This window comes from Streptomyces zhaozhouensis (assembly GCF_900230195.1).
Taxonomy (GTDB): Bacteria; Actinomycetota; Actinomycetes; order Streptomycetales; family Streptomycetaceae; genus Streptomyces; species Streptomyces zhaozhouensis.
In genome coordinates this window covers 1-24,541 of sequence record NZ_OCNE01000003.1, presented here as the reverse complement: position 1 = coordinate 24,541, position 24,541 = coordinate 1, and the positions used below count along the sequence as shown (strand labels likewise).

General features: G+C 74.0%; 24 protein-coding genes, 1 pseudogene and 1 riboswitch. Of the genes and pseudogenes, 16 read left to right on the top strand and 9 right to left on the bottom strand.

The window, feature by feature from the left end; translation table 11 throughout:
- The first annotated feature begins 74 nt into the window (after positions 1 to 74).
- The gene (locus CRP51_RS05920; protein ID WP_170970447.1) at positions 75 to 533 is read left to right on the top strand and encodes a phospholipase; all 459 of its coding nucleotides are present in this window, start codon (positions 75 to 77) and stop codon (positions 531 to 533) included.
- A 31-nt stretch (positions 534 to 564) separates the two neighbouring features.
- Here the strand turns inward: CRP51_RS05920 and CRP51_RS05915 are convergent, their stop codons facing one another.
- Entirely contained in the window at positions 565 to 1,824 is a 1,260-nt protein-coding gene (locus CRP51_RS05915; RefSeq protein ID WP_097229951.1) for an MFS transporter, read from the bottom strand.
- A 130-nt stretch (positions 1,825 to 1,954) separates the two neighbouring features.
- Between CRP51_RS05915 and CRP51_RS05910 the strand changes: the two genes are divergently transcribed.
- From CRP51_RS05910 to CRP51_RS05870, 9 genes and pseudogenes are all read left to right on the top strand, one after another.
- On the top strand, positions 1,955 to 3,166 hold the full coding sequence (locus CRP51_RS05910; RefSeq protein WP_097229950.1) for an ROK family protein: 1,212 nt from the start codon (positions 1,955 to 1,957) through the stop codon (positions 3,164 to 3,166).
- Positions 3,167 to 3,324: 158 nt separating this feature from the next.
- Positions 3,325 to 3,455, top strand: a riboswitch (FMN riboswitch).
- A gap of 343 nt (positions 3,456 to 3,798) precedes the next feature.
- Positions 3,799 to 4,404: pseudogene (locus tag CRP51_RS05905) on the top strand (riboflavin synthase); the annotation flags it as partial.
- Positions 4,405 to 4,586: 182 nt separating this feature from the next.
- Positions 4,587 to 5,198 carry a nicotinamide mononucleotide transporter family protein gene (locus CRP51_RS05900; RefSeq protein ID WP_097230303.1) on the top strand — a complete coding sequence of 204 codons (612 nt, stop codon included), beginning with the start codon at positions 4,587 to 4,589 and terminating at the stop codon, positions 5,196 to 5,198.
- On the top strand, positions 5,195 to 6,517 hold the full coding sequence (locus tag CRP51_RS05895) for a bifunctional 3,4-dihydroxy-2-butanone-4-phosphate synthase/GTP cyclohydrolase II (protein ID WP_097229948.1): 1,323 nt from the start codon (positions 5,195 to 5,197) through the stop codon (positions 6,515 to 6,517). The genes CRP51_RS05900 and CRP51_RS05895 overlap by 4 nt, the downstream gene beginning before the upstream one ends.
- A 259-nt stretch (positions 6,518 to 6,776) precedes the next feature.
- On the top strand, positions 6,777 to 7,283 hold the full coding sequence (ribH, locus tag CRP51_RS05890) for a 6,7-dimethyl-8-ribityllumazine synthase (protein WP_097229947.1): 507 nt from the start codon (positions 6,777 to 6,779) through the stop codon (positions 7,281 to 7,283).
- A gap of 13 nt (positions 7,284 to 7,296) precedes the next feature.
- Positions 7,297 to 7,569 (top strand): phosphoribosyl-ATP diphosphatase, encoded by a 273-nt coding sequence (locus CRP51_RS05885; RefSeq protein ID WP_097229946.1) that lies wholly within the window; start codon positions 7,297 to 7,299, stop codon positions 7,567 to 7,569.
- A gap of 110 nt (positions 7,570 to 7,679) precedes the next feature.
- Entirely contained in the window at positions 7,680 to 8,528 is an 849-nt protein-coding gene (gene hisG / locus CRP51_RS05880) for an ATP phosphoribosyltransferase (protein WP_097229945.1), read from the top strand.
- 2 nt (positions 8,529 to 8,530) lie between these two features.
- On the top strand, positions 8,531 to 9,055 hold the full coding sequence (locus CRP51_RS05875; RefSeq protein ID WP_342749012.1) for a PH domain-containing protein: 525 nt from the start codon (positions 8,531 to 8,533) through the stop codon (positions 9,053 to 9,055).
- Between the two features lie 413 nt (positions 9,056 to 9,468).
- Positions 9,469 to 10,377, top strand: a complete 909-nt coding sequence (locus tag CRP51_RS05870) for a MerR family transcriptional regulator (protein WP_097229944.1) — start codon at positions 9,469 to 9,471, stop codon at positions 10,375 to 10,377.
- Positions 10,378 to 10,427: 50 nt separating this feature from the next.
- Here CRP51_RS05870 and CRP51_RS05865 read toward each other — a convergent pair whose 3' ends face one another.
- Positions 10,428 to 11,228 (bottom strand): SDR family NAD(P)-dependent oxidoreductase, encoded by an 801-nt coding sequence (locus CRP51_RS05865; protein ID WP_097229943.1) that lies wholly within the window; start codon positions 11,226 to 11,228, stop codon positions 10,428 to 10,430.
- Between the two features lie 99 nt (positions 11,229 to 11,327).
- Here CRP51_RS05865 and CRP51_RS05860 point away from each other — a divergent pair, with 99 nt between their 5' ends.
- A complete protein-coding gene (locus CRP51_RS05860; RefSeq protein WP_097229942.1) occupies positions 11,328 to 12,179 on the top strand; it encodes a helix-turn-helix transcriptional regulator in 852 nt (283 codons plus the stop codon).
- A gap of 112 nt (positions 12,180 to 12,291) precedes the next feature.
- On the opposite strand, the gene CRP51_RS05855 is transcribed toward CRP51_RS05860, so the two are convergent.
- Together CRP51_RS05855 and CRP51_RS05850 are read right to left on the bottom strand one after the other, a co-directional pair.
- The gene (locus CRP51_RS05855) at positions 12,292 to 14,166 is read right to left on the bottom strand and encodes an AAA family ATPase (RefSeq protein ID WP_170970445.1); all 1,875 of its coding nucleotides are present in this window, start codon (positions 14,164 to 14,166) and stop codon (positions 12,292 to 12,294) included.
- A gap of 51 nt (positions 14,167 to 14,217) precedes the next feature.
- Positions 14,218 to 14,802, bottom strand: a complete 585-nt coding sequence (locus CRP51_RS05850; RefSeq protein ID WP_097229940.1) for a uridine kinase family protein — start codon at positions 14,800 to 14,802, stop codon at positions 14,218 to 14,220.
- Positions 14,803 to 15,004: 202 nt separating this feature from the next.
- On the opposite strand from CRP51_RS05850, the gene CRP51_RS05845 reads away from it, so the two are divergent.
- Together CRP51_RS05845 and CRP51_RS05840 are read left to right on the top strand one after the other, a co-directional pair.
- Positions 15,005 to 16,387, top strand: a complete 1,383-nt coding sequence (locus CRP51_RS05845; RefSeq protein WP_097229939.1) for a C39 family peptidase — start codon at positions 15,005 to 15,007, stop codon at positions 16,385 to 16,387.
- 421 nt (positions 16,388 to 16,808) lie between these two features.
- A complete protein-coding gene (locus tag CRP51_RS05840; protein WP_097229938.1) occupies positions 16,809 to 17,207 on the top strand; it encodes an NUDIX hydrolase in 399 nt (132 codons plus the stop codon).
- 69 nt (positions 17,208 to 17,276) lie between these two features.
- Here CRP51_RS05840 and CRP51_RS05835 read toward each other — a convergent pair whose 3' ends face one another.
- A complete protein-coding gene (locus CRP51_RS05835) occupies positions 17,277 to 17,768 on the bottom strand; it encodes a DUF6640 family protein (protein ID WP_212615844.1) in 492 nt (163 codons plus the stop codon).
- A gap of 19 nt (positions 17,769 to 17,787) precedes the next feature.
- Positions 17,788 to 18,891 (bottom strand): FAD-dependent monooxygenase, encoded by a 1,104-nt coding sequence (locus tag CRP51_RS05830; RefSeq protein ID WP_097229937.1) that lies wholly within the window; start codon positions 18,889 to 18,891, stop codon positions 17,788 to 17,790.
- Between the two features lie 218 nt (positions 18,892 to 19,109).
- On the opposite strand from CRP51_RS05830, the gene CRP51_RS05825 reads away from it, so the two are divergent.
- A complete protein-coding gene (locus CRP51_RS05825; RefSeq protein ID WP_097229936.1) occupies positions 19,110 to 19,835 on the top strand; it encodes a TetR/AcrR family transcriptional regulator in 726 nt (241 codons plus the stop codon).
- A gap of 79 nt (positions 19,836 to 19,914) precedes the next feature.
- On the opposite strand, the gene CRP51_RS05820 is transcribed toward CRP51_RS05825, so the two are convergent.
- Positions 19,915 to 20,646: a vWA domain-containing protein gene (locus CRP51_RS05820; protein ID WP_097229935.1), complete on the bottom strand. Its 732-nt coding sequence runs from the start codon at positions 20,644 to 20,646 to the stop codon at positions 19,915 to 19,917.
- Positions 20,647 to 20,697: 51 nt separating this feature from the next.
- Here CRP51_RS05820 and CRP51_RS05815 point away from each other — a divergent pair, with 51 nt between their 5' ends.
- Positions 20,698 to 22,692, top strand: a complete 1,995-nt coding sequence (locus CRP51_RS05815) for a protein kinase domain-containing protein (RefSeq protein ID WP_141514552.1) — start codon at positions 20,698 to 20,700, stop codon at positions 22,690 to 22,692.
- A gap of 71 nt (positions 22,693 to 22,763) precedes the next feature.
- On the opposite strand, the gene CRP51_RS05810 is transcribed toward CRP51_RS05815, so the two are convergent.
- Complete coding sequence (locus CRP51_RS05810; RefSeq protein WP_170970444.1) at positions 22,764 to 23,207, bottom strand: hypothetical protein; 444 nt, start codon at positions 23,205 to 23,207, stop codon at positions 22,764 to 22,766.
- 115 nt (positions 23,208 to 23,322) lie between these two features.
- On the opposite strand from CRP51_RS05810, the gene CRP51_RS05805 reads away from it, so the two are divergent.
- Positions 23,323 to 23,652 (top strand): hypothetical protein, encoded by a 330-nt coding sequence (locus CRP51_RS05805; protein ID WP_141514551.1) that lies wholly within the window; start codon positions 23,323 to 23,325, stop codon positions 23,650 to 23,652.
- A 16-nt stretch (positions 23,653 to 23,668) separates the two neighbouring features.
- Here CRP51_RS05805 and CRP51_RS05800 read toward each other — a convergent pair whose 3' ends face one another.
- Positions 23,669 to 24,010, bottom strand: a complete 342-nt coding sequence (locus tag CRP51_RS05800; protein WP_097229931.1) for a hypothetical protein — start codon at positions 24,008 to 24,010, stop codon at positions 23,669 to 23,671.
- Between the last annotated feature and the right edge of the window lie 531 nt (positions 24,011 to 24,541).

Here is a 24,541-nt window from a genome sequence, read left to right as displayed (position 1 = left end):
GCATAGGTTCTGCTCCCGAAGTGCCGGTCCGCCCAACGAGGGGCGGGCCGCGTGTTACTGGGAGGAATGCGCCCATGCGCCTGCGTCACCGGATCACCACCCTGTTCTCCGCCCTCGCCCTCAGCCTGGGCGCGGTCGCGGTCGCGGCCTCGCCGGCCGCCGCCGCCCCGGCCGACAAGCCGCAGGTGCTGAGCAGCTGGACGCAGACCAGCGCCAGCAGCTACAACGCCTGGCTGTCGGCCCGCAACAACCAGGGCTCCTGGGCCTCCTACGGCTTCGACTGGAGCACCGACCTGTGTTCCTCCTCGCCCGACAACCCCTTCGGCTTCCCCTTCAGCTTGTCATGTGCGCGGCATGACTTCGGCTACCGCAACTACAAGGCGGCGGGCACCTTCGACGCCAACAAGGCGCGCCTGGACAACGCCTTCTACCAGGACCTGCTGCGGGTCTGCGACCGGTACTCCGGCGCCCAGCACACCGCGTGCGACGGCACCGCCTGGACCTACTACCAGGCCGTGAAGCTGCTCGGCTGAGCCGGGGAACGCACCCCGAGGGGCGAGGGGTTCACTCCCGCCGGCCCTCGGGGCGCGGCGCCGGCAGCGCCGCCGGGTCGACGCCCGGCGCCGAGGCCACCGGCGCGTGCGAGCGCCCGCCGCGCCCCAGCACGCCCGCGCCGGCCACCAGCAGCGCGGTGGCGACCGTGACCACCCCGAACGAGGCGCGCAGCGACAGCAGCTCGCCGACCGCGCCGATCAGCGTCGGCGCGATCAGGCTCGCCGTGTAGGTGATGGTGGCGACGCCGGCGATGGCCCGGCTGGGGTTCGGGCCGCTGTGCCCCGCCGCGGCGAACGCCAGCGGCACCACCACCGCGATCCCCACCCCGATCAGCGCGAACCCCGCCACGCCCTGCGCGGGAACGGTCGCCGTCACCACCAGCACCCCGCCCAGCGTGGCGATCCCCCCGCCGCAGCGCACCGTGCGCACCGGTCCCATCCGGCGCACCACCGCGTCCCCCAGCAGCCTGGCGAACGCCATCGTCGCGGAGAACGCCGTGTAGCTGGCGGCGGCCACCGTCTCCGAGGCGCCGGTCAGATCCCGCAGATAGACGCCCGACCAGTCCATGCTGCCGCCCTCGGCCAGCACCGCGCAGATGCCGACCGCGCCGATCAGCAGCGCGGAGCGCGGCGGCAGCGCGAACCGGGGCGGCGCGGCCTCGTCGCCGCTCGGCCGCACGTCGATCACCCACCGGCAGGCCGGCACCACGGCCAGCAGCAACAGGCCGGAGGCCAGCGGCAGATGGATCCGCGCGTCCAGGTCGAGCGCGACCGCGCCCACGCCCAGCGCCGAGCCGCTGAGCGTGCCGACGCTCCACAGCCCGTGCAGACCGGACATGATGGAGCGGCCGTAACGTTCCTCCACCTCCACGCCCTGGGCGTTCATCGCCACGTCCGCCATGCCGGAGGTCGCGCCGAAGAGGAAGAGCAGCGCGCACAGGGTCGGCAGGTTCGGCGCCATCACCGGCAGCATCGAGGCCAGCACCCACAGCCCCAGCAGCCCGCGCACCGCCGCGCGGGCGCCGTGGCGGTGGATCACCCGGCTGGCCAGCGGCATCGCCACCGAGGCGCCGAGCGCGGGGAACGCCAGGGCCAGGCCCAGCGTGGCGGTGCTGAGGTCGAGCCGGTCCTGGAGCCAGGGGATGCGGGTGACGAAGCCGCCGGCCGCCGCGCCGTGCAGCAGGAAGACGACGCCGACGGCGATCCTGGCCCGGCGCACGCGGGTGGCGTCGACGTTCAACGGCACGTCGGGGGAGGGAGGTTGAGGCATGTGAGTGACACTTCCCTGGGGGGCCGCGAGCGGAGGGGGCGTGGTGCGGGGAGTGGGGGCGTGGGTGCCGGCGCACCGCCCAGAAAGTATCAGGAAGGTTGCCTAATAGAAAGTGAATACAATCCCGACCATGAGCAACGTGCGCACCGCCACCCCCCAGACGGCCCGGGCGATCAACGACCGGATCGCGCTCGAACTCCTCACCGAGCACGGGCCGTTGACCGCCGCCCGGCTGCGCGAGCTGACCGGGCTCTCCCGCCCCAGCGTCGCCGAGCTGCTCGGCCGCCTCGGACGTGGCGGGCTGGTCGACGTCGTGGGGGAGACCGGCGCCGAGCGACGGGGGCCCAACGCGCGCGTCTACGGCCTGGTCGCCGGCCGCGCCCATGTCGCGGCGCTCGACGTGCGGGTGGAGGGCGTGAGCCTGGCGCTGGCCGACCTCGCCGGCTCGACCGTCGCCAGCCGTTCCGTGCCGCTGGTGGCCGCGACCGGGCGCCGGGAGGGGCAGCACCCCATGGTCGCCGCCGTGCTGGCCACCCTGCGGGCGGCCGGCGCCGAGGCCGGCGTCGCCGAACTGCACACCGTGGCCCTCGGCGCGCCCGGCCTCGCCGACCCGGCCACCGGCGCCCTGCGCGTCTCCGACGCGCTGCCCGCCTGGCACCGGGAGCTGGTGACGGCGCTGCGTGAGACCGTCGGCGCCCCGGTGCTGCTGGAGAACGAGGTCAACCTGGCGGGCATCGCGGAGCACCGCCTCGGCTCCGTCCGCGACCGGGACACCTTCGTGCTGCTGTGGCTCGGCGTCGGCGTCGGGGCCGCCGTGGTGCTGGACGGCGCGTTGCGCCGGGGCGCCTCCGGGGGAGCGGGGGAGCTGGGGTTCCTGCCGGTGCCCGGTACCGGGCGGCTGCCCTCGGCCGTGGACTGCGACGGCGGACTGCACAGCCTGGTCTCGGGCGCGGCCGTGCGCGCGCTGGCCGCGCGCCACGGGCTGCACGGGTCGGGCGACGAGGACGCGGCGGGGGCGACCGCCGAGCGGCTGGTCGCCGGGGCGGCGGCCCGGCCGGACGGGTCGGCCGGCGCCTTCCTGGACGAGCTGGCCGGCCGCGTCGCGCTGGGCGCGGCCTCGGCGACGGCGGTCCTCGACCCGGGTTGCGTGGTGCTCGGCGGCGAGGTGGGCCGTGCCGGCGGCCGGGTGCTGGCCGCGCGGGTGGGCACCCGGCTGCGCGAGCTGTCGCCGCTCGACACCGAGGTGCGGGCCACCGCGGTCGATGGCAACCCGGTGCTGGGCGGTGCCCTGGTCACCGCCCTGGACGCGGCCCGCGCCGAGCTCTTCGCCACCGACCGCTGAGCGCCACCGACCGCTGAGCGCCACCGCCCGCGGAGGGCCCGCGCCCGATGACCGGCCTCGCCCGCCGGGGCGCCGTGCGGGGCTCGCGTGTGAGGCGGGCCACAGCGCCGCGTGGCCGGCGGAACGGCGTGGCAGACTGGTCAGGAGTACCAGTGACGTAGCGCACTCCGGGGTCGGTGAAAGTCCGAACCGGCGGTTATAGTCCGCGACCCGTCCGCAGCCAGCGGCCGGTTGACCAGGTGGGATTCCTGGACCGACGGTGAAAGTCCGGATGGGAGGCAGTGCGCGGCGGACACGGCGGAAGCGCCGTCCCGCCTCGTCGTCGGGTCGCCCTCGCGGGTGGCCCGCGCGTGCGGGTGTGCGGTGGCGTGTTCACGTCGTTCCGACGGTCCTGAGCTTCCTCAGGACGCCCCGGAGTCGTGCCCGACGAGGCAGGAGACCCGGTGGCCCTCTCATCCGCGCCCCCTCGGCGCCCCAGCCGTGCCGTTCCGAGCTCCGTCCGGCGACCCCGGAACGGCGCGGAATCAGCGTTCTCCTCCCGGTGTTGCCCCTGCCGGCGGTCCTCGTCCCCGGCGCGGGGGAGTGGCCGCGCCGCGCCGCACGCCGTCCGTCGCAGCACCGAGGAGTCGTAGATGTTCACCGGAATCGTCGAAGAGCTGGGCGAGGTCGTCGCCGTCGAGCGGCTGGGCGACTCGGCGCGGCTGCGGCTGCGCGCCACCACGGTCGTCGAGGACGCCGCGCACGGCTCCTCGATCGCGGTCAACGGCGTCTGCCTGACCGTGGTGGAGCTGGACGACGCGGGATTCACCGCCGACGTGATGGCGGAGACGCTGGACCGCTCCAACCTCGCCGCGCTCGCCCCGGGCGACGTGGTCAACCTGGAGCGCCCGATGGCGCTCGGCGGCCGGCTGGGCGGCCATCTCGTGCAGGGGCACGTGGACGGCACCGCCGAGGTGCTGACCAGGGAGCCGGGCGAACGCTGGGAGGCCGTCACCTTCACGCTGCCCCCCCGCCTGGCGCGCTACGTGGTGGAGAAGGGCTCGATCACCGTCGACGGTGTCAGTCTCACGGTCGTGGAGGCGGGCCCCGACCGGTTCGCCGTCGGGCTGATCCCCACCACCCTCGACCTGACCACGTTGGGCCGCCGCCGCCCGGGTGATCTGGTCAACCTGGAGGTCGACCTGCTGGCCAAGCACGTGGAAAGGCTGCTTGCCCACGGTGGTCAGGTCGCTGCGGGTCAGGTGGTCGGTGGTCAAGTGGCTGGTGGTCAGGCTGTCACTGGTCAAGTGGTCGGTGGTCAGGCTGTCACTGGTCAGGTCTCCACCGGTCAGGACGACGCGGCCGTGCCCCGGGGAGTGGACGTCCGGTGAGCGTTGACCAGTTGAATGCCACCGCGTTCGAGGTCTTCGGCCAGCAGGTGATGTGGTCGGACATGGTCGGCAACCTGGCCGGGCTGGCCGCGCTGGCCCTCGGCTGGCGGCGTTCCCTTCTCACCTGGCCCGTCCAACTTCTCTCCGGGCTGATCCTGGTCGCCGCCTACGGCGCGGCCGACCTCGGCGGCGGCGTCGGCAAGCAGCTGCTGGTGATCACCGTCGCGGTGTGGGGCTGGCGTCAGTGGTCCGTCGGCCGGCAGGGCAGCGGCGACGGCCAGATCGAGGTCCGCTTCGCCAGCTGGCGCGAGCGCGCCGCGCTGGCGGCCGGCGCGGTCGTCGGCACCCTGCTGGTCGGCTCGCTCTTCACCGCGTTCCCCGCCCTCTCCTGGAACCCGTGGCCCGACGCCTACATCTTCGTCGGCACCCTGGTCGCGATGGTCGCCCAGGCCAGGGGGCTGGTGGAGTTCTGGATCGCCTGGCTGCTGGTCGACCTCGTCGGCGTCCCCCTCGCGTTCAGCAGCGGGCTGCCGTTCTCCGGCCTTGTCTACGTCGTCTACCTGTTCCTCGTGCTGTGGGGGATGCGGGACTGGTGGCTGCGCTCCGCCGCGCGCCGCGCGTCCGCGTCCTCGGCGGAACGTCTGGAAGGAGCCCCGGCATGACCGTCACCCAGCCGGCCGAGCCCGTCCTCGGCCCCCACGACGACACCGCCCCCCTCGACCCGGTCGAGCGCGCCGTCGCCGACATGGCGCTCGGCCGCCCGGTGGTCGTCGTCGACGACGCCGACCGGGAGAACGAGGGCGACCTGGTGATGGCCGCCGAGCTGGTCACCCCCGAGGTGATCGCGTTCATGATGAACGAGTGCCGGGGACTGATCTGCGTGCCGATGGTCGCCGACGAGCTGGACCGGCTCGAACTGCCGCAGATGGTGGAGAAGAACACCGAGTCCATGGCGACCGCGTTCGCCGTCTCGGTCGACGCCGGCCCCGAGCACGGGGTCACCACCGGCATCTCCGCCGCCGACCGGGCCGCCACCATCCGACTGCTCGCCGACCCCCGGGCGGCCGCCGCCGACTTCGCCAGGCCGGGCCACGTCTTCCCGCTGCGCGCCCGCGAGGGCGGGGTGCTGGTCCGCCCCGGCCACACCGAGGCCGGCGTCGACCTCGCCGTCCTGGCCGGGCTGCGGCCGGCCGCCGTGGTGGTCGAGATCGCCGGCGAGGACGGCACCATGCTGCGGCTGCCGCAGCTGCGGTCCTTCGCCCGCCGGCACGGGCTGTCCCTGATCTCCATCGCCGACCTGGTCGCCCACCGGGCGCGGAGGGAGGCGGAGGGCGGGCAGCCGCCGCACGCCCCCGAGGTGCGCCGCGAGGCGGTCACCTCGCTGCCCACCGCGCACGGCGCCTTCCGCGCCCACGGCTACCGCGCGGCGGCCGACGGCGTGGAGCACCTCGCGCTGGTCGCCGGCGACCTCGGCGACGGCGAGGACGTCCTGGTGCGCGTCCATTCGGAGTGCCTCACCGGCGACATCTTCGGATCCCAACGCTGCGACTGCGGGCCGCAGCTCACCGCCTCGATGGAGCGCCTCACGGAGGAGGGGCGCGGCGTGCTGCTCTACCTGCGCGGCCACGAGGGACGCGGCATCGGACTGCTCTCCAAGCTGCGCGCCTACGAGTTGCAGGAGCACGGCAGGGACACCCTCGACGCCAACCTGGAGCTGGGGCTGCCGGCCGACGCGCGCGACTACGCGGTGGGCGCCCGCATCCTCGCCGACCTCGGGGTGCGCTCGCTGCGTCTGATGACCAACAACCCCGACAAGGCCGAGGCGTTGACCCGCCACGGCCTGCGGGTGAAGGCCAGGCTGCCGCTGCCCGTCTCGCCGGGGGAGCACAACCTGCGGTACCTGCGTACCAAGCGAGACCGGATGGGGCACGACCTGCCCTGGCTCGACCCGGCGCCGGTCTCGGCCTGCGCCACCCAGTAGCGGGGGCCCGCCCGGCCGGCCCGGCGACGGCGCTTTCGCGCGCCGGGGAGGTCCGAGTCGACCGGCGGCCGGCGGGGGAGCGCGTGGTCCCGAGGGACGTCCCGGTTGTGCGGCGGCATATGGCCGTATGTGGCGGTGCGTGGCGGTACACGGCGCTTCATGGTGGTTGTCGAAGCGTTCCCGTGGGCCCGCCGCGTTCCGCGAGGCAAGTGAGCAGCATCAGCGACACGAGCGAGAAGAACAGCAAGAGGAGTGAGTCGTGAGCGGTACTGGCGCCCCCGAGGTGACCATCTCCGACGCCACCGACCTGCGGGTCGCGGTGGTAGCCGCCCAGTGGCACCGGACGGTGATGGAAGGACTGCTGGCCGGCGCCGAGCGCGCCCTGGCGGAGTTCGGGGTGGCGGCCCCGACCGTGGTCCGGGTCCCCGGCAGTTTCGAACTTCCCGTCGCTGCCGGCGTGTTGGCACGTCAGGGAGCGGACGCCGTCGTCGCGCTCGGGGTGGTCATCCGGGGCGGCACCCCGCACTTCGACTACGTCTGCCAGGGGGTGACCCAGGGGCTGACCCGGGTCAGCGTGGACACCGGGGTCCCCGTCGGCTTCGGGGTGCTCACCTGTGACACCGAGGCCCAGGCCCTGGACCGCGCCGGCCTTGAGGGCTCGTCGGAGGACAAGGGCCACGAGGCGGTCTCCGCCGCCGTCGCCACGGCGGCCGTGCTCCGGGCCGCCGCGGAACCCGGACGCTGGCCGGTGCCGCCGACGCCGTAGGCTGAGGGTCACCATGGCCAACAAGACTTTCGACGAGCTCTTCGCTGAGCTTCAGCAGAAGGCCGCCACCGGCGACCCGACCAGTTCCCGCACCGCCGAGCTGGTCGGGGCCGGGGTCCATACCATCGGCAAGAAGGTCGTCGAGGAGGCGGCCGAGGTGTGGATGGCCGCCGAGCACGAGAGCGCCGAGCGCACCGCCGAGGAGATCTCGCAGCTCCTCTACCACCTCCAGGTGATGATGCTGGCCCGGGGCCTCAGCCTCTCGGACGTCTACGCCCATCTGTGACCGACCGCTCCGCGACCGACCGCCGCACCCGTTCCCTCCGCCGCACGACGCCTCGTCCCGTTCCGTCCCGCTCCCCCTCGTTCCCTCGCCCCGTGAAGGAAAGCTCACCCATGCTGCGCATCGCCGTTCCCAACAAGGGTTCCCTCGCCGAGCCTGCGGCGGCCATGCTCCATGAGGCCGGCTACCGCCAGCGCAAGGACCGCAAGGAGCTGGTGCTGCTCGACGCGGAGAACCAGGTCGAGTTCTTCTATCTGCGTCCCCGCGACATCGCCGTCTACGTCGGCCTCGGGCGGCTCGACCTCGGGATCACCGGCCGTGACCTGCTGCTCGACTCGCGGGCCCAGGCCGAGGAGATCATGCGGCTGGGCTTCGCCTCCTCCACCCTCCGCTACGCCACCACCCCCGGCACGGTCGCCGACGTCCGGGAGTTCGAGGGGCTGACCGTGGCCACCTCGTTCGCCGGGGTGGTCAGCGCGCACCTCGCCGAGCACGGCGTCGACGCGTCCGTGGTGCACCTGGACGGGGCGGTGGAGACCGCCATCCAGCTGGGCGTCGCCGAGGTGATCGCCGATGTCGTCGAGACCGGCACCACGCTGCGCAACGCCGGGCTGGCCATCATCGGCGACCCCATCCTGGAGTCCGAGTCGGTGGTCATCCGCCGCCGGGGCGACACCGAGGAGGAGGCCAGGGTCCAGCAGTTCCTGCGCCGGCTCCAGGGCGTGCTGGTCGCCCGCCGCTACGTGATGATGGACTACGACATCCGCGCCGAGCTGGTCGAGAAGGCGGTGGCCCTGACTCCGGGGCTCGAATCCCCGACCGTCTCGCCGTTGCACGACCGGGGCTGGGCCGCCGTCCGTTCCATGGTGCCGGTGCAGGACGCGCAGCGGGTGATGGACGAGCTGTACGAGCTGGGCGCCCGCGCCATCCTCACCACCGGCATCCACGCGGCCCGGCTGTGACCGTGTCGCACGCCCCTCCGGAGGACACCGTGCACCCCGACCAGCCGGCGCGGGCCGAGGGCCCGACGCTGCCGATGACCATCCGGCCGAACCTCACCCGTGCGGTGCTGCTCGGCTCGGGGGCGGTGGTCGTCGGGGTGCTCGCCCTGATCGCCGTGCTGCTGCCGGCCGGCGGCGCGATCAGCTGGGGAACGGGCGACCGGCTGGCCATCGTCGCCAGCGGCCTGCTGGTCCTCGGCGTGCTGGTGCTGCTCGCCAGGCCCCGGGTGACCGCCGAGGAGGACGCCGTCACGGTGGTCAACCTGACCACCGTGCGCCGGCTCGCCTGGCCCGAGATCGTGCGCGTCACGCTGCGCCCCGGCGATCCCTGGGTGACGCTCGACCTGGCGGACGGCACGGTGCTGCCCGTGATGGCCATCCAGCCCGGCGTCTCCAGGGAACGGTCCCTCGCCGACGCGCGGACGTTGCGCGCGCTGGTCGAGTCCCGGGGGTCGGCGGCGGGCACCGACGGCCGGGCGGCGGGCTGATCCGATCCTGCCGGGCCCGTGGCCGTTGTCGCCGCCCGGGGTGGAGGAACCGCCGTCGGCCGGGTCCGGTCGGCTCAGGTCGCGGCGCACGGTGCGTCGGACCGTGACGGCGCCGGGTCGGCCGGTCCGCCGGTGATCCGGCGGGCGGACCACCCGTGCTCACACCGCCGGCACCTCCCGTGGGATCACCGAGCGTCAGCCCGACACGGGCCGCGCCGCCGGCAAACCGGAGTTCGGAGGCGCGGGCCCGTCGTTCGCGCGCGGGCCGCGTGAGGCGCGCGCCCCTCGGGGACACGCGTGCGGCGCGCGTTCCCCGGTGTCGGCGCGGGGCGGCGTGCCCGGGGTTGCATGTTCCGTAGCGGCATGTGGTCGGGTGGACCCGTGCCCCGATGTCTTCAGGAAGGCCCCCGCTCATGCACGCGCTCCCCGTGCCGCCCCGTCAGGTCATGATCGGGGACGCGGCGGCCTTCGTCGGCACCACGCCGCGGGCGATTCGCCACTACCACGAGATGGGTCTGCTCCCCGAGCCCGAGCGGGGCGGCGACGGCCGCCGCCGTTACGGGTACGAGGACATGATCCGCCTGCTGTGGATCCGCAGGATGGCCGACGCCGGGGTCGCTCTGGAGGACATCCGCGACGCCTTCCTGACCGGCGCGGATTCCGGGGGTGCGGACAGCGGGGACGGAGTCGCGGGCACCTTGGAGCGGTTGGAGGGGGTCCTCGCCGCGCGGGAGGCGGAGTCGCGGCGGCAACGGGACGCCGTGCGGCGGATGCGCGCCGAGGGCAGCCGGCTCGGCCTGCTCTCCGATTTCGTCGCCGCACGCCTCAAGGGCCTGCCCGAGGGTTCCCTGCGCCAGGCGGACCTGGACAGTCTGCTGGTCACCGAGCGGATCTTCGGCCCGCTCGGCGCGGCCGTCCAGGCCAGCCGCTTCCTCGTCCTGGCCACGCGTCCCGCGCTCCGGGCGGAGTCCGACCGAGTCGACGCCGCCGAGGAGGCGCTCGACGACGGTGTCGCCGTCGACGACCCGCGCGTGGCGCGGGTGGCCGCCGAGCGGCACGCCTTCGAAAGCGCCCTGCACGCCGCCATCGAGGAGTCCGGGCTGGGGGAGGAGGACGACGCCCTCTTCGACGCCTGGGAGGCGCGGCACCCCGCTGCCGACGACGACGGGGGCGAGGCCGGCCTCGGCTCCGGCGGGCGGGAGGCCGGCTCCATGAGCGCGTGCGAGGCCGTCGGCACGATGCCCCACGACTTCTCCCCGGCCCGCCTGCGCTGCATGGAACTGGCGGCAGAACTCGCCGCCCGGGACGCACCCGCCCTCTGAGCCGCCTGAGCCCGCCCTCTGAGCCCGCCGCCCGCACGGACCGGCGTCGCCTAGACCACGTGCATCCCGCCGTCGACCGGCAGGACGGTGCCGGTCACGTAGGAGGCGCGGTCGCTCAGCAGCCACGCGGCGGCCTGGGCGATCTCCTCGGGGTCGGCGGCGCGGCCCAGTGGGGTGCGGGAGTTGAGGTGGTCGATCACGCCGGGCGCGCGGTCGTCCCAGGTGCGCATCATCTCGGTCAACGTCGTGCCGGGGGCGACCGCGTTGACCCGGATTCCCTCGGGGCCGTAGGTGGCCGCCGCCGACTCGGTCAGGCTGTTGACGGCGCGCTTGGTCGCGCCGTACGCCGGCAGTGTGGGGTTGGCGCGCAGCCCGCCGACGGAGGTGTTGTTGACGATGGCGCCGGTGCCGGAGGTGGCGCGGATCGCGGCGACCTCGGCGACCATGGCCGCCCAGGCGCCCCTGAGGTTCACCGCGTACACATGGTCGAACTCGGCCTCGTCGACGCCGTCCATCGGCCCCGGCGTGACGTCGGTCGCGCCGTTGTTGAACGCGACGTCGAGACGCCCGTGCAGCGTGACGGCGTGGTCGACGGCGGCGCGCACGTCGGCGGGGTCGGACAGGTCGCAGCGCACATGGTCGGCGGTGCCGCCGGCCGCCCTGATCTCCTTGACGACGGCGACGAGTTGGTCCTCGGACCGGGCCGCGAGCAGCACCAGGGCGCCCTCCCTGGCGAAGAGCCGCGCGGCGGCGGCGCCGATGCCGCGGCCGGCACCGGTGACAAAGGCGACCTTGCCGGCCAGCAGTCCGGACGCGGGGGTGGTGGGGTCGTTCCTCCGAGTGGTGTCCATGCCGACCAGCGTGCGACGGGCGCCCGGACACATCCAGGCACCGCCGGTACCTGGATCGCCACCTGGCGTGGTCGCCCGCCCCCGCGCACACTGAGAACCATGGACAGACGAGAGCTGGCCGACTTCCTCCGCGGCAGGCGCGAGCGCATCGCGCCCGCGGACATCGGGCTTCCCGCCGGACCGCGCCGCCGCACCCCGGGCCTGCGCCGGGAAGAGGTGGCCCAGTTGGCGTTCATCTCCACCGAGTACTACACCCGGCTGGAACAGGCGCGCGGCCCCCGCCCCTCGCGCGAGGTGCTGGCCAACCTGGCCCGCGCGCTGCGGCTGACCGGCGCCGAACGCGACCACCTCCACCATCTCGCCGGCGCCCCGCCCGGCCCGCCCGCCGGGCCCTCCCGGGAAGTGCGGCCCAGCATCCTGGAGTTGCTGCGCCGTCTGCCCAACGCCGCCGCGATCGTGCTCTCCGCCAGCTACGAGGTGATCGCCTGGAACGACCTGGCCGCCGCACTGCTGGAGGACTTCTCCGCCCTGTCCCGGCGCGACCGCAACCTGGTGCGCCGCGTCTTCCTCGGGCCGCACCCGGCGGGCCGGCCGCTGTACTGCCTCACCGACGCCGACGCGTTCGCGCGCACCACCACCCGCCAGTTGCGGGCCACCGCCGCCCGTTACCCCGACGACCGGGAGCTGGCCGCACTGGTCGACGAACTCCTGTCCGACAGCCCCGAGTTCGCCCGGCTGTGGGCCGCACACGAGGTGCACCCCGAGACGGTGCTCCGCAAGACGTTCGACCATCCGCTGATCGGGCCGATCACCGTCAACTGCGACGTGCTCGACGTGGCCGACCGCGACCAGCGCGTCGTGATCTACACCGCGGACCCCGGCTCCCCCTCCGAGGAGGCGCTGCGGCTGCTCTCCGTCATCGGTACCCAGCGCATGGACGTCCCCGGCTGAGGTCCCCGGCTGAGGTCCCCGGCCGCCGGGCGGTCAGCCAGCCCGACCAGGCACAGGTCGCCAGGTCATGGGGTTGACCAGCTCGGGTCATCAGGTCCTCGGGGCCGCCGTCTCAGGTCAGCGGCGGGAGTTCGTCGTCCGTGGGCAGTGAACGGCCCCGCCCGGCCAGCACCTCGCCGTAGGCCAGCATCAGGTCGGACAGCCGCAGCGTCGACAGCTCCTGTCGCGTCGGCGAGCTGACCGACTCCGAGAGCCGCACGTCGCGGAACGCGCAGCTCGACTCGTAGAGGGTCCGCAAGAACCGTCCGTTGCCCAGGTCGTCGATCCACCCCTCGGCCACCACGTGCTCGCTGATGCTGCGCAGCTCCTCCAGCGCCTCCGCGTCCCAGGCGTCGCCGTGCTCGGCGGCCAACAGCTCGCCGATCGCGGTGAGTTCGGCCGGGCGGTAGCTGGGGAACTCGATCCGGGCGGCGAACCGTGAGCCGAGCCCCGGGTTGGCCGCCAGCAGCCGGTCCATCCCCTCGGGGTAGCCGGCCAGGATCACCACCAGGTGCTCCCTGCTGTCCTCCGCCCGCTTCAACAGCACCTGGAGCGCCTCGTCGCCGTAGGCGTCGCCCTTGCTGTAGCCCGAGTGCACCAGGCTGTACGCCTCGTCGACGAAGAGCACCCCGCCCAGCGCCGAGTCGATCAGCCGGTTCGCCTTCACCGCGGTCTGCCCCAGGAACTCCCCGACCAGATCCGCGCGTTGCGCCTCGACCAGCCGGTCGTTCGCCAGCACGCCCAGCGCGTGGAAGACCCGTCCCAGGATGCGGGCCACCGTGGTCTTGCCGGTGCCCGAGGGGCCGGAGAAGACGAAGTGCCGCTTCGGCGGCTGCACCGGCAGCCCCTGCCCGGAACGCAGCCGCGCCATCCGCAGCTGCGCCGACATCGCGCGCACCTGCTCCTTGACCGGTTCGAGCCCCACCATCCGGTCCAGTTCCGCCAGCGTCGTGGCCAGCAGCGCCTGGTCGGCGACCGGCGGCACCCCCCGCGCGCCGCTCCCCCCGGCCCCGGGGGAGGCGCCACCCTGTTCGCCCGGCCGTTCCCCCTCGGCGGGGGTGGCGGGCGAGGGCACCCGCAGGTCCGGGTAGGGCGGCCCGGCCGGCGGGACGGTCGACGGACCGTCGTCGTCCACGCCGTCCTCGAACCCGCCCAGCAGCAGGCCCTCCGACTCGTCCGTGGTCAGCGCGGTCAGCCGCACCGCCGTGTCCATGAACTCCGGGTCCGCGTGCTGCACCGCCCGGTAGAGCGGGATCGCCGCCGCACTGCGCCCGCTGCCCTCGCGGGCGCGCGCCAGCCAGTAGCGCAGCTCCTTGCGCTGCGGATGTTCGCTGCGACATCGCATCAGCGCCGCCGTCAGCAGCGGCTCCGCCTGGTCGAACATCTCCAGCCGCACTCGGGCCATCCCGGCGAACAGGCCGGCCTCCACGCCGAGTTGGGGATCGTCAGTGAGGGTCGAGGTGTAACGGAACAGCCCCTCCCAGTCCTTGGAGAGATAGCACCGGCAGGCATGCAGAAAACGCGCGTAGGGATCGGACTCGGGCGCGGGGCACTCCGCCAACGCGCGGTCCAGCTCGGTCATCCGCCGCCCGTCGAGCAGCTGCGAGGCGTGGGCCAGTATCAGGTCGCGCTCGGTCTCCAGCACCGGCTGCACCCACCAGCCCAGCCAGTACCAGGAGCTCAACGGGCGCCCGTGGCGCTCCCGTTGCTCACCGAACCGGGACCGGTTGCGGTGCATCTGGCGTAACGCCGTCGGCACGTCCGTCCGCAGCGCGTGCAGCCCGAGCCAGGCATCCGCCATGCCCGGGTCCTCCCGCACCGCCGCGCGAAACTCCTCCTCCGCCTCCGGGTAGGCCGCCGCGGTGTAGGCGTCGACCCCCCTCAGCCAGGCGAGATCCGCCATGGGTGAGGGGCCGGGGGAGGGGGAAGCGGGATCGCCAGCGCTCATGAACCCCTCACCACGCGGGTGCCCTCGCCCGCCCTTGCCATCCGGTGGACCTCATTCGCAGGCATGGTGACTGTCTCCCCCCGAAGTCATCAGGATATCCGCAAAGGGTCTTGACGGGTCATCGGCGAAATGGTGCGACTCCGCCCGTTTCCACGCGTCCCAGAACGTCGCCTGCCCCGGGCCGTCCCGCAACCGACCACGCCGCCATGCCACTTGGGGCTCCACCTCCATCCAGATCAACAGCGCGAGATGGGGGCGCACGGCTCTCCGTCCCGCTCCCACCCCCTCCACCAGCACCACGGGCGCGGGCGGGAGCGTCGCGCTCCCGGTGAACGCGCGCCGGTGCCAGTCGTAGACCGGATGGCGCGCCGGCCGCCCGCGCGCGAACGGCGCCACGACCTCGCGCAGAAGGGTGTCCGTCCAGCCGAAGAACGCGTCGTGGCTGGCCAGGTCGTCCAGGGCGAGCACCGGGGTGCCGGGCAGCGCGGCGGCCAGCCGGCGCGCCAGCGTGGACTTGCCCGAGCCGGCGTGCCCGTCGACGCCCACCAGCCGCACCGGGCCGACGGACGGGGTGAGCAGGGGCAGCCGCGCCGCCAGCGCCTCGGGGGCGCCGGGCGCGCCACCGTCGTCGATCATGGCCTTCAGGGTAGCGTCCCGGCGGGAATCGCCACAGGTCAGACCAATCTTGGTGACCTCCGTTCGGGCCGCGTGACTGGCCGTCAACGGGTCCAGTCGGGATAGTGGTGAGGGTTCGCGTGTCCCAGCGCCCGGCCGCGGCCCGGACGTACCGCCTCGCCAGCGGGCGAGGCGTTCCTCGACACCCTCGGGAGACCCACAAGTGGCCCTCACATCTCGACGCACCGTACTGGCCGCGGCCGCCGTCGCGGCCGCCGGCACCGTCACCGCGCTCACCGCGCCCGGCGCCCTGGCGGCCGGCGGCGGGGGCGGCGGAGCCACCGGGCGGGGCGGACGGAACCGCGCCGCCTCCACCATCGAGTACCGCGGCTGGACCTCGGCCGACGACTGGGCGGCCGGCAGCGCCGACGGTGTCACCGTGGTCGCCGGAGCCCGTCCGGGGGTCGCCCTGGCCACCCCGGCCGGCACCGTCGACTACGCCGACCCGCACCTCGGCACGACCGTCAGCTACGACTACGCCACCTGGGTCTCGCCCGCCCACACCCCGGCCGCCCCCGGGAGCGAGCTGATCGCCTCCTGGAACGCGGACACCCCGGCCGGTACCTTCGTGAAGGTCGAGGCACGGGCCGACTACGCCGACGGCACCCGCTCGCCCTGGTACACCATGGGCATCTGGGCCTCAGGCGACGAGGACATCCACCGCACCTCGGTCGACGGCCAGGAGGACGGCAAGAGCACCGTCTGGACCGACACCCTCTCCATCGACGACACCGAGAACGGCACCCGGATCGCCTCCTACCGGCTGCGGCTGACCCTCCACCGGGCCGCGGGCGGCGACGCGACCCCCACGGTCTGGCGCGTCGGGGCCATGACCTCCGACGTGCCGGCCCGCTTCGAGGTCCCGGCCAGCGAGCCCGGCGCCGCCCGCGGCATCGAGCTGACCGCGCCCACGTACTCGCAGAACATCCACGTCGGCCGCTACCCCGAGTACGACAACGGCGGTGAGGCCTGGTGCAGCCCGACCTCCTCGCAGATGATCATCGAGTCCTGGGGCCGCACCGCCGACCCGGACGACCTCGCCTGGGTGAACCCCGACTACGACGACCCCCAGGTCTGCCACGCGGCGCGCTTCACCTTCGACTACCAGTACGGCGGCTGCGGCAACTGGCCGTTCAACGCCGCCTACGCCGCGACCTACCCCGACATGGAGGGGCTGGTCACCCGCGTCGCCTCGCTGGACGAGGCGGAGGAACTCATCGCCGCCGGCATCCCGTTGATCACCTCGGTCTCCTTCTACGAGGCCGAACTCGACGGCTCCGGCTACGGCACCTCGGGCCATCTGATGACCGTCGTCGGCTTCACCGAGGACGGCGACGTCATCGCCAACGACCCGGCCGGCGACAACAACGCGGAGGTCCGACGGGTCTACCCGCGCCGTCAGTTCGAGAACATCTGGCTGCGGACGCAGCGCTACGACCAGAACGGTGACGTCAAGAGCGGTACGGGCGGGGTGTGTTACCTGTACTTCCCGGTGGGCGCCAGCCCGCGGCAGCGCAGGCTGCTGCGGCGGCTGGGGCTGTGCTGACGGCGGGTCCCGTGCAGGGGGCGCCGCCGGATTCCCCGACCTCGCGGCGGCGGTGGTGACCGTTCCCGCGTCGGATGCCGGCGGCGGTCGACCGTGACCTTGGTCGAGTGGTGTCGCAACCACCGAGAGACCTCGTGGAGGGAGACCCCTCCGGCCGGGGTCACGGTCACGGTCGACCGCCGGTGCCGCGGGGCGACGTGACGGGAGTCGCGTTTCGCCGCACACCGGCGACGCCGAGCCCCGGCGCCCTGGCCGGGGACGACTTGAGCGCCCACGAAGCCGCCGGACCGCGGGAGTTCGCCGCGTCACGCGACGGACCGGCCGTCAGACCCGGGACTCCGCCTCGGCCTCACGAGGGCGACCGCGGCAGGAGGATGCGTCCGGCCTACCGTGGTCCCTGACCCGGTGCAGGAGGGAAACGATGACGGCCATCGACAAGATCGCGTGGATCCTGCTGGAAGACGGCAGGATCCTCAGCACGCGGTCACGCGGCAAGGACGTGTACTACATTCCCGGCGGCAAACGCGAGCCAGGCGAAACCGACCTCCAGACCCTCGCCCGGGAGATCGACGAAGAACTCGCCGTCACCATCGCGCCCGCCACCGCGGCTCCTGCCGGCACCTTCGAAGCCCAGGCGCACGGTCACGCCACCGGCGTCACGGTGCGCATGACCTGCTACACCGCCGACTACCGGGGCACGCTCACCCCCAGCGGCGAGATCGCGGAGCTCGTCTGGTTGACCTTCGCCGATCGCGACCGCGTATCCCCTGTCGACCGGCTCATCTTCGACCACCTGCACCGGACCGGAGCGCTCACCTGAGAACCAGCTCCTCGCCGTGTGCCCCCGTCTCCTGACAGCGGCTTCGGGAGGGACGACATCGCCCTGGGACTACCGGGTCGTGCCGGCTTCGGCGGGTGCTTCGCCGGCGCGGAGTGTCGCGGTGTCCTCCCGCTTCGGCGATGTGCGCAGCGTTGCCGTCGCGGCGACGAGGAGGGCGAGGAGCAGCGAGATCGCCAGGAAGACCTGCCCGTGGAGACCGAGGACGAAGAGGGTCTCGTCGGCGAACTCCGCGTCGTGGGTGGCGGTCGCGGGGAACAGGAGAGCGCCGATCATGCCGAGCCAGGGGATGGCGAGGACGGCGGTGGCGCAGAGCAGTCCGCCGCGCGTGTCCCCGGTCCGCCGGAGGGTGAGGGCGAGGCCGGTGAGGCCGAGGAGCACGGTCATCACCATGTACTGGGCGTCGTGGAACTTGGCGTGCGGCGGCCATGCCGGGTTGAAGGCGTGCTGTGCCGCCAGGTCGGGGATGACCAGGTCGGCGAGGACGGCACTGACCGTGGTGATCACTCCGACCACGATGATCAGGACACGCGACAGGGGCATCGGGCGAGCCTCTCGGGTTTCAGGGCGTCCAGGTGTACGCGGGGGTGATCGAGCGTTCGAAGAACGCGCTGGGCAGGCGGGGGAGCGCCGCGTCGCGCAGGGCGGTCAGTGGCGGCCAGGCCCAGTGCGCGGGCGCGCCGACCTGGCGGGAGCGGTGGGCGATCAGCTGGGTGCGCGGTCGGCGAGTGCGGTCGTACTCCGCGAGCCCCGCACCGACACCGAGGGCGTCCACCGTGGCGGCGAGGGTGACGGCGTCTTCGAGGGCCTGGCAGGCGCCCTGTCCGAGGTTGGGGGTCATGGCGTGGGCGGCGTCCCCGAGAAGTGCGACCTTGCCGGCGAAGTAGGCGCGCAGCTTGGGCAGTTCGTAGGTGTCGTGTTGCAGCACGGCGTCCGGGCGCGCGGAGTCCAGCAGGGCGGGGATGGGGCCGTGCCAGCCCGCGAAGCGTGTGCGTAGCTGCTCCAGGCCGGTGCGCGAGTTGAGGGGGGCGTTGGCCATCAGATAGCAGTAGACGCTTCCCTCGGGCATGGGCACGTGCCCGAACCGTTGCCCTCTGCCCCAGGTCTCCACGCTTCCTTCGACGGGGTGCGGGGGCACGATGAGCCGCCAGGTCGTGTACCCGACGTAGCGCGGCCCGGGGACGTCGGGCCAGAGGGACCGCCGCGTCACGCTGTGCACGCCGTCCGCTCCCACCACCAGGTCCGCGGCGGTGGTGCCGCCGCTGTGGTGGACCGTGCCGTCGGGGCGCACGTCACGCACCTGCGAGCCGGGCCGCAGCGCCTCCTCGGGCAGGGCCGTGCGCAGCAGGTCGACGAGAGCGGCGCGGTGCACGGTCACCCACTGGCCGAATCGACGCTTCAGGTCGTCGACGTCGTTGCGGATCAACCAGCTCCCGTTCGCGCGGCGGATGCCCGCGAGCGGGTCGGCCAGCCCGCCGGAGCGCAGCGCGTCGCCCAAGCCGAGCTGGTCCAGCGCGCGCAGGCCGTTGGGCTGGATGGACAGGCCGGCGCCGATCTCGGTGAACGCGGGCGCGCGTTCCAGGACCTCCACCCGCCAGCCGCGTTGGTGGAAGGCGACCGCGGCTGCCAGCCCGCCGATCCCGCCGCCCACGATGATCACCTTCATCGCCGACCCCCGCGCGTGCGCCGCAGGTGCGCGTTCCTGGAGAACCGCCACCACACGGCCGTGACCAGCAGCATGACCGCGGGCACGACCCACCACCAGCGTTCCATCTCGTTGCTCCTTAATGCCTCTAAGGTTATCTAGAGCCATTAAGGAAGCATAGATGGTCTAGGATGTCAACGGAGCGACGAGGAAGCGGGAACGACGCGGAGGGAGTGACGATGGCCGCGAGCACGGGCGGTAGGCGGGCGAGGCTGCGCCAGGCCACGCTGGCGGAGATCCACGGGGCCGTGCGCACCCTGCTGGTCGAACAGGGGTCCGCGGCGGTGACCATCAACGCGGTCGCGCGCCACGTGGGTATGAGCGGCCCGGCGCTGTACCACTACTACGCGAGCCACGACGAGCTGGTCGGCGCGGTGACCGCCGACTTCTTCCGCGAACTGACCGCCGCCATGGAAGAGGCCCGCGACGCCCACGCCGACGCCCCGGCCGGCGCGCGCATCCTGGCGGCCTGTCGGGCCATGCGGGCCTGGGCGATCGCCCACCCGGCCGAGTTCGGCTGGATCTTCGCCAGTCCGATCAGCCCGTCCGACCGGCGGTCGGACTCGCCTCGCCAGCAGGCGGGGCAGCGCTTCGAGCAGGTCCTGCTCGACCTGACGGTCGAGCTGTGGCAGACCCGACCGTTCCCGGTGCCCGACCCGGCCGACCTGCCCGCCCCGCTGCGCGAGCAACTGACCGCCTACTCCGCGAACATCGAGGGACGGCTGCCGCCCGAGGCCGCACACGTCTTCCTGACCTGCTGGATCCGGCTGTACGGCCTGCTGTGCATGGAGGTCCTGCACCAACTCGACTTCGCCTACACGGACGTGGAACCCGTATTCGAGGAGTGTCTCAGCGACCTCGCCCAGGTCCTCGCCCTGGACGGCGCCGACCAGCCGACCGTGTGACCTCGCCCGGGCCCCCGTCGACGCGGCCCGCGGCGGCGGCGCGAAGCCGCTCCCCGGCCGGGCGCCGACGGGGCCGTCGTCAGCGCACGATGCCGGCCGCGCGGCCGGCCGCGAGCCAGTCGGGGAACTCGGCCATCAGCCGGTCGTAGAGCGCGCGGTCGGAGAACGCCCGGGGGTCGACACCGGCCGGGAAGAAGCCGGCGTTGTCCACGGCGCGCCTGGCCGGGACCGGCAGCTCGTCCAACTTCCGCAGGAACGCGAACTGTCGGTCGTCCGGATCGCCGAAGCCCACGAACTGCCAGAAGATCGGCAGCCGGGACGCCTCGCAGAGCAGCTGTTCGGCGGCGCGGCGCGAGGAGGGGCCGCCGTCCGTCTGGAAGACGACGAACGCCGGGTCCGTGCCGCCCGAGGCGGCGTGGTGGTCGATCACGGCACGCATCGCCAGGTGGTAGTTGGTGCGCCCCATGTGGCCCAGGGAGTCGTGCAGCGCGGCGATCCGGCCCCGGTAGGCGTCGAGCGACAGGTCGGCGACGCCGTCGACATCGGTGGAGAAGAAGACCACCGGCACCACCCCGTCGTCGTCCAGGTGCGCCGACAACGCGAGCGTCTGCTCGGCGAGATGCTGGACCGTGCCGTCCCGGTAGTAGCGGCGCATCGATCCCGAACGGTCCAACACCAGGTAGACGGCGGCCCGTTGGCCGCCGAGCCCGAGCTTCTCCAACGAGACCCGCGCCGACTCGTAGGCGCCGGTCAACGCCTCGCCCGCCGTGGCCCGCACCTTCTCCAGACTGATCGCCGGAGTCCCCGCCATGCCCCCACCCCTCTCGCCTTTCGCGGACGCTACCACCGGGCGGCCGTCGTCATGGCAGGATCGGAGGCACGCGGGCGAGAGCCCGATGTCGAGTTCCGTGGGGGACACGGGGGGATCGCGGTGCGGGAGTTGACGCCGGGCGACCCGGCGGTGGTGGGCGACTACCGGCTGCTGGCCCGGCTGGGCGCGGGCGGCATGGGGCGGGTCTTCCTGGGACGGTCCGCCGGCGGCCGGCTGGTGGCGGTGAAGCTGGTCCACCCGGGGCTGGCCGAGGAACCGGACTTCCGTCGCAGGTTCGCACGCGAGGTGGCCGCGGCCCAACGGGTCGGCGGCCGCTGGACGGCGCCGGTGCTCGACGCGGACACCGCGTCGCCGCGGCCATGGGTCGCGACCGGCTTCGTGCCGGGGCCGACCCTGCGCGAGGTGGTGGACGCGCTGCACGGCCCGCTGCCGCCGCGCACCCTCTGGCCGTTGGTCTGGGGGCTGAGCGAGGCGTTGCGCGGCATCCACGCCTCGGGGGTGATCCACCGGGACCTGAAGCCGTCGAACGTGATGGTGACGCTCGACGGGCCGAAGGTGATCGACTTCGGCGTCGCCAAGGCAGCCGACGCCTCGGTGGCCACGCGCACCGGCGCGGTGGTCGGCTCTCCCGGGTTCATGGCGCCCGAGCAGGCGCGGGCGGGCGAACTGACCCCGGCCGCCGACCTGTTCGGCCTCGGCGCGGTGCTGGTGCACGCGGCGACCGGGACCGCGCCGTTCTCGGGCGGCGAGGTGCCCGCGCACGTGGTGCTCTACCGCGTCCTGCACGAGGAGCCCGAACTCGGCGCGATGGAAGGCCCCCTGCGGGAGCTGGCGGCGCGCTGCCTGGCCAGGGACCCGGCCGCAAGGCCCACGGTGGACGAGGTCAGCCGGCTGGCGGCGGCGCACACCGACACCGCTCCCGCGTCGGGCAGTTGGCTGCCGGGCGGGCTGGCCGCCCGGCTGGGGCGGGAGGCGGCGCGGCTGCTCGAACTGGGGAGCCGGGTCCCCGCCGCCCGGCCGACGCCCCCGCCCTTCCCGCCCGGGCCGCCGCCCTCGCCGACCTCGCCTCCGCCGGCGGCACCGGTGCCGCCGGCGGCCCGCCGCGGGCGCCGGGCCGCCCTGGTGGCGACGGCCGTCGTGGTGGCGGCCGGGCTCGCGGCGGTCGCGGTGACGCTGCGCACCGGCGACGGAGACGAGCCGTCGGCCGGCGGCTCCTCCGCGTCGTCACCGGGACTGCCGGACGAGGGCGGCGACGCCGCCGGCGGGGAGCTGTCGCTGCACGACCGGCTCCCGGCCGACATCCGCGAGGCCGGGCGGATCGATGTGGCCACCTCGGGCGCCCGCCCGCCGCTCTCCTACCCCCAGGACGAGACCAACGGGGTGGATCGTGAACTGGCGGCCGAGCTGGGCGAGTTGCTCGGCGTCGAACTGGCCTTCCAGTACGTGGACTTCCAGCAGATCGCCTCGGCGGTGAAATCCGGACAGGTGGATCTCGCCTTCGACCAGGCGGACACCGAGGTGACCCGGTCCTACGGCGTCGACGTGGTGGGCTACTACCAGGCCGGCAACGTGCTCCTGGTGAACGACTCCTCAGCGAACACCGCGGGGCTGCCGGGAATGTGCGGCGGCACCGTGACGACCTGGCCCGTGGACGTACTGATCGAGTCGATCGAGAACGCCGTCGACGACTGCGGGACGGGCATCCGGGTCGAGCCCGTCCCCGACGAGGCGGCCATGATCGAGGCGGTGAGGAACGGGGACGCCGACGGCGCGCTGCTCAACCAGGTCTCCGCCGTCCATGTCACCAGCGAGGGCGAGTCGGCCGAGGACCTGCGGGCGGTCGGGGAGCCGGTCGACGTCCTCCCCTACGGCGTCGCCGTGGACAGCGACGAGAGGGAACTGCGGGACATCGTCCAGGAGGCTCTGCAGACCCTGATGGACGAGGGCCGCTACGGTGAGATCCTGGAGCGGCACGGACTGTCCGAGTGCGCCCTGGGCGAGGCGACGGTCAACGTCGCGGGGTGAGCCGGCGGGCGCGGCCGTGGCCTGGCCGCCGGCGACCTCCGACCCGGCGCGCGCCGCGCGCGTGCGCGCGTTCAGGAGCCGGGGGCAGGGCCCTCCGGCAGCCCGTAGCAGGCGATGCCGAAGTCGATCAGCCCGTTGAGCCAGGCGTCCCGGTCGCCCTCCTGGGCCACGGCCAGCAGTGCGGCGGCGGCCTCCCGGAACTCCGCGTCGTCCGCCTCCCGCGCCCGGGCGTCGATCCGCTCGGCGTGGACGTCCCGGTCGTCGGTGGCCTCGGCGAGCTCCTGCATCCGGTCCGCGTAGTAGTCGCACGCCTCCCGCTTCGGGTCCGCGTCCTCGCGGACCGCCAGGACCAGCACCGCGACCACGGCCGCCGCGAGGGCGCAGCACAACGCGACCCACGGCCAACGGCCGCCGCGCGCCGAGCCGTTGGCGGACCCACCGGGGGGAACCGGGCCACCGGGGGGAACGGGCGGAACGGGCGGAACGGGTGGGGTGGGCGGAGTCGGCCGGGACACCGGCCCATTGTCCTTCCTCCGGGTGGCAGCGGCAACGAGCCGGGAGGGGGGATGAATTCGAGCCCCGGTCGGTCGGACGGCGAACCTTTCGGCCCGTTCCGGTGTCCTTCCCCCCGTGACTGTCACCGCACGCGAGGAGAGCTGGGTCGTGAACGACGAGGACACGGAGCGGAGCGCCGAGCCGGAGCGCGGATACGAGCCCGCCCGATGGGCACGCCGGGCGGCCTGGGGCTCTGTCGCGCTGGTCGTCCTCGCCGGGCTGGTGGGGGCGTGGGGCTTCCTCGACCTGGAGGACGAAGTGCCCGTCGCCCTGCTGACCCCCCTCTCCGCCAAGTCGCTCGCCATCGTGCTGGTGTGCGTGGGAGGCGCCCTGATGGGGTTCGCCAAGGGGCAGGCGACGGCCCCGGACGACACGGACGACACCGACGACGGGAAGGAGTCCTGACGGCGGTGGCGGCCGTTCAGTCCCGGGAGGCCCGGGACCTGGCGGCCGACCAGACCACGAGCGCGCCGCCGGCGCCGTACACCAGGAGCAGCGTGCCGTCGACCGCGTCGCGCTGCCGCTCCCCGGACTGGACGCGCCGCTGCTGCTCGTAGCTCCGGGTCCCCACGGTCGTCGACCCGTTCAACACGGAGCACTCGGTGTCCCCGGGGCGCATGGGGCCGGGATGCTCCTCGCCCCCGCGCACGTTCTCCCCGGGGCACACCACCTCGTCGGACGCCGTCAGCGCGTCCCCGATGCGCACCACGCCGAAGAACGCCGGCACGAGGAAGAGCGCGAGCAGCAGAGCGCGGTGGCGCACGGGACCTCCGGGGGTCGGACCGGACCCCGGGGGGCGTCGGCCCGCCCGGATGGCCGGCTCACCCTACCCCCGGCCGCTCCGGCGCCGGCGTCGACTCCCCTTCCGCCGCGCCCGGTTGGGGCTCCGCCGAACCCGCTCCCCGCAGCCCGGTGAGGCGGCCCCGTGGGACAGGACGCTGACCATGCCGGCGGGCGACACGTAAACGGGGCCATGCTCCTCGCGTACCTTCTGGTGCGTGGGATAAGGGTCGCGGTGGACAGCCGGGTTCGAGGCGGGTGGTCCCTGCCCGTGGTCCCCGGCGCGGCGCGGCACGGCCTCACCGTCCCCGTGCGCACCCGCTCCGCGCCGGGCCCCCGCCTGTCACGGGTCCTGCCTGTCACGGGTCCCGCCTGCTACGGGGGCCCGCCGCCGTCGGGGGTCCCGTGCCGCGCCCGGCTCTGGTCGACGGTGACGAAGCGGAGTTCGGCGGTGTAGTGGTGGTGTTGGTCGTCGGTGAGCCAGGTGTGTTCGGGGGTGGGGAGCATTTCGGTG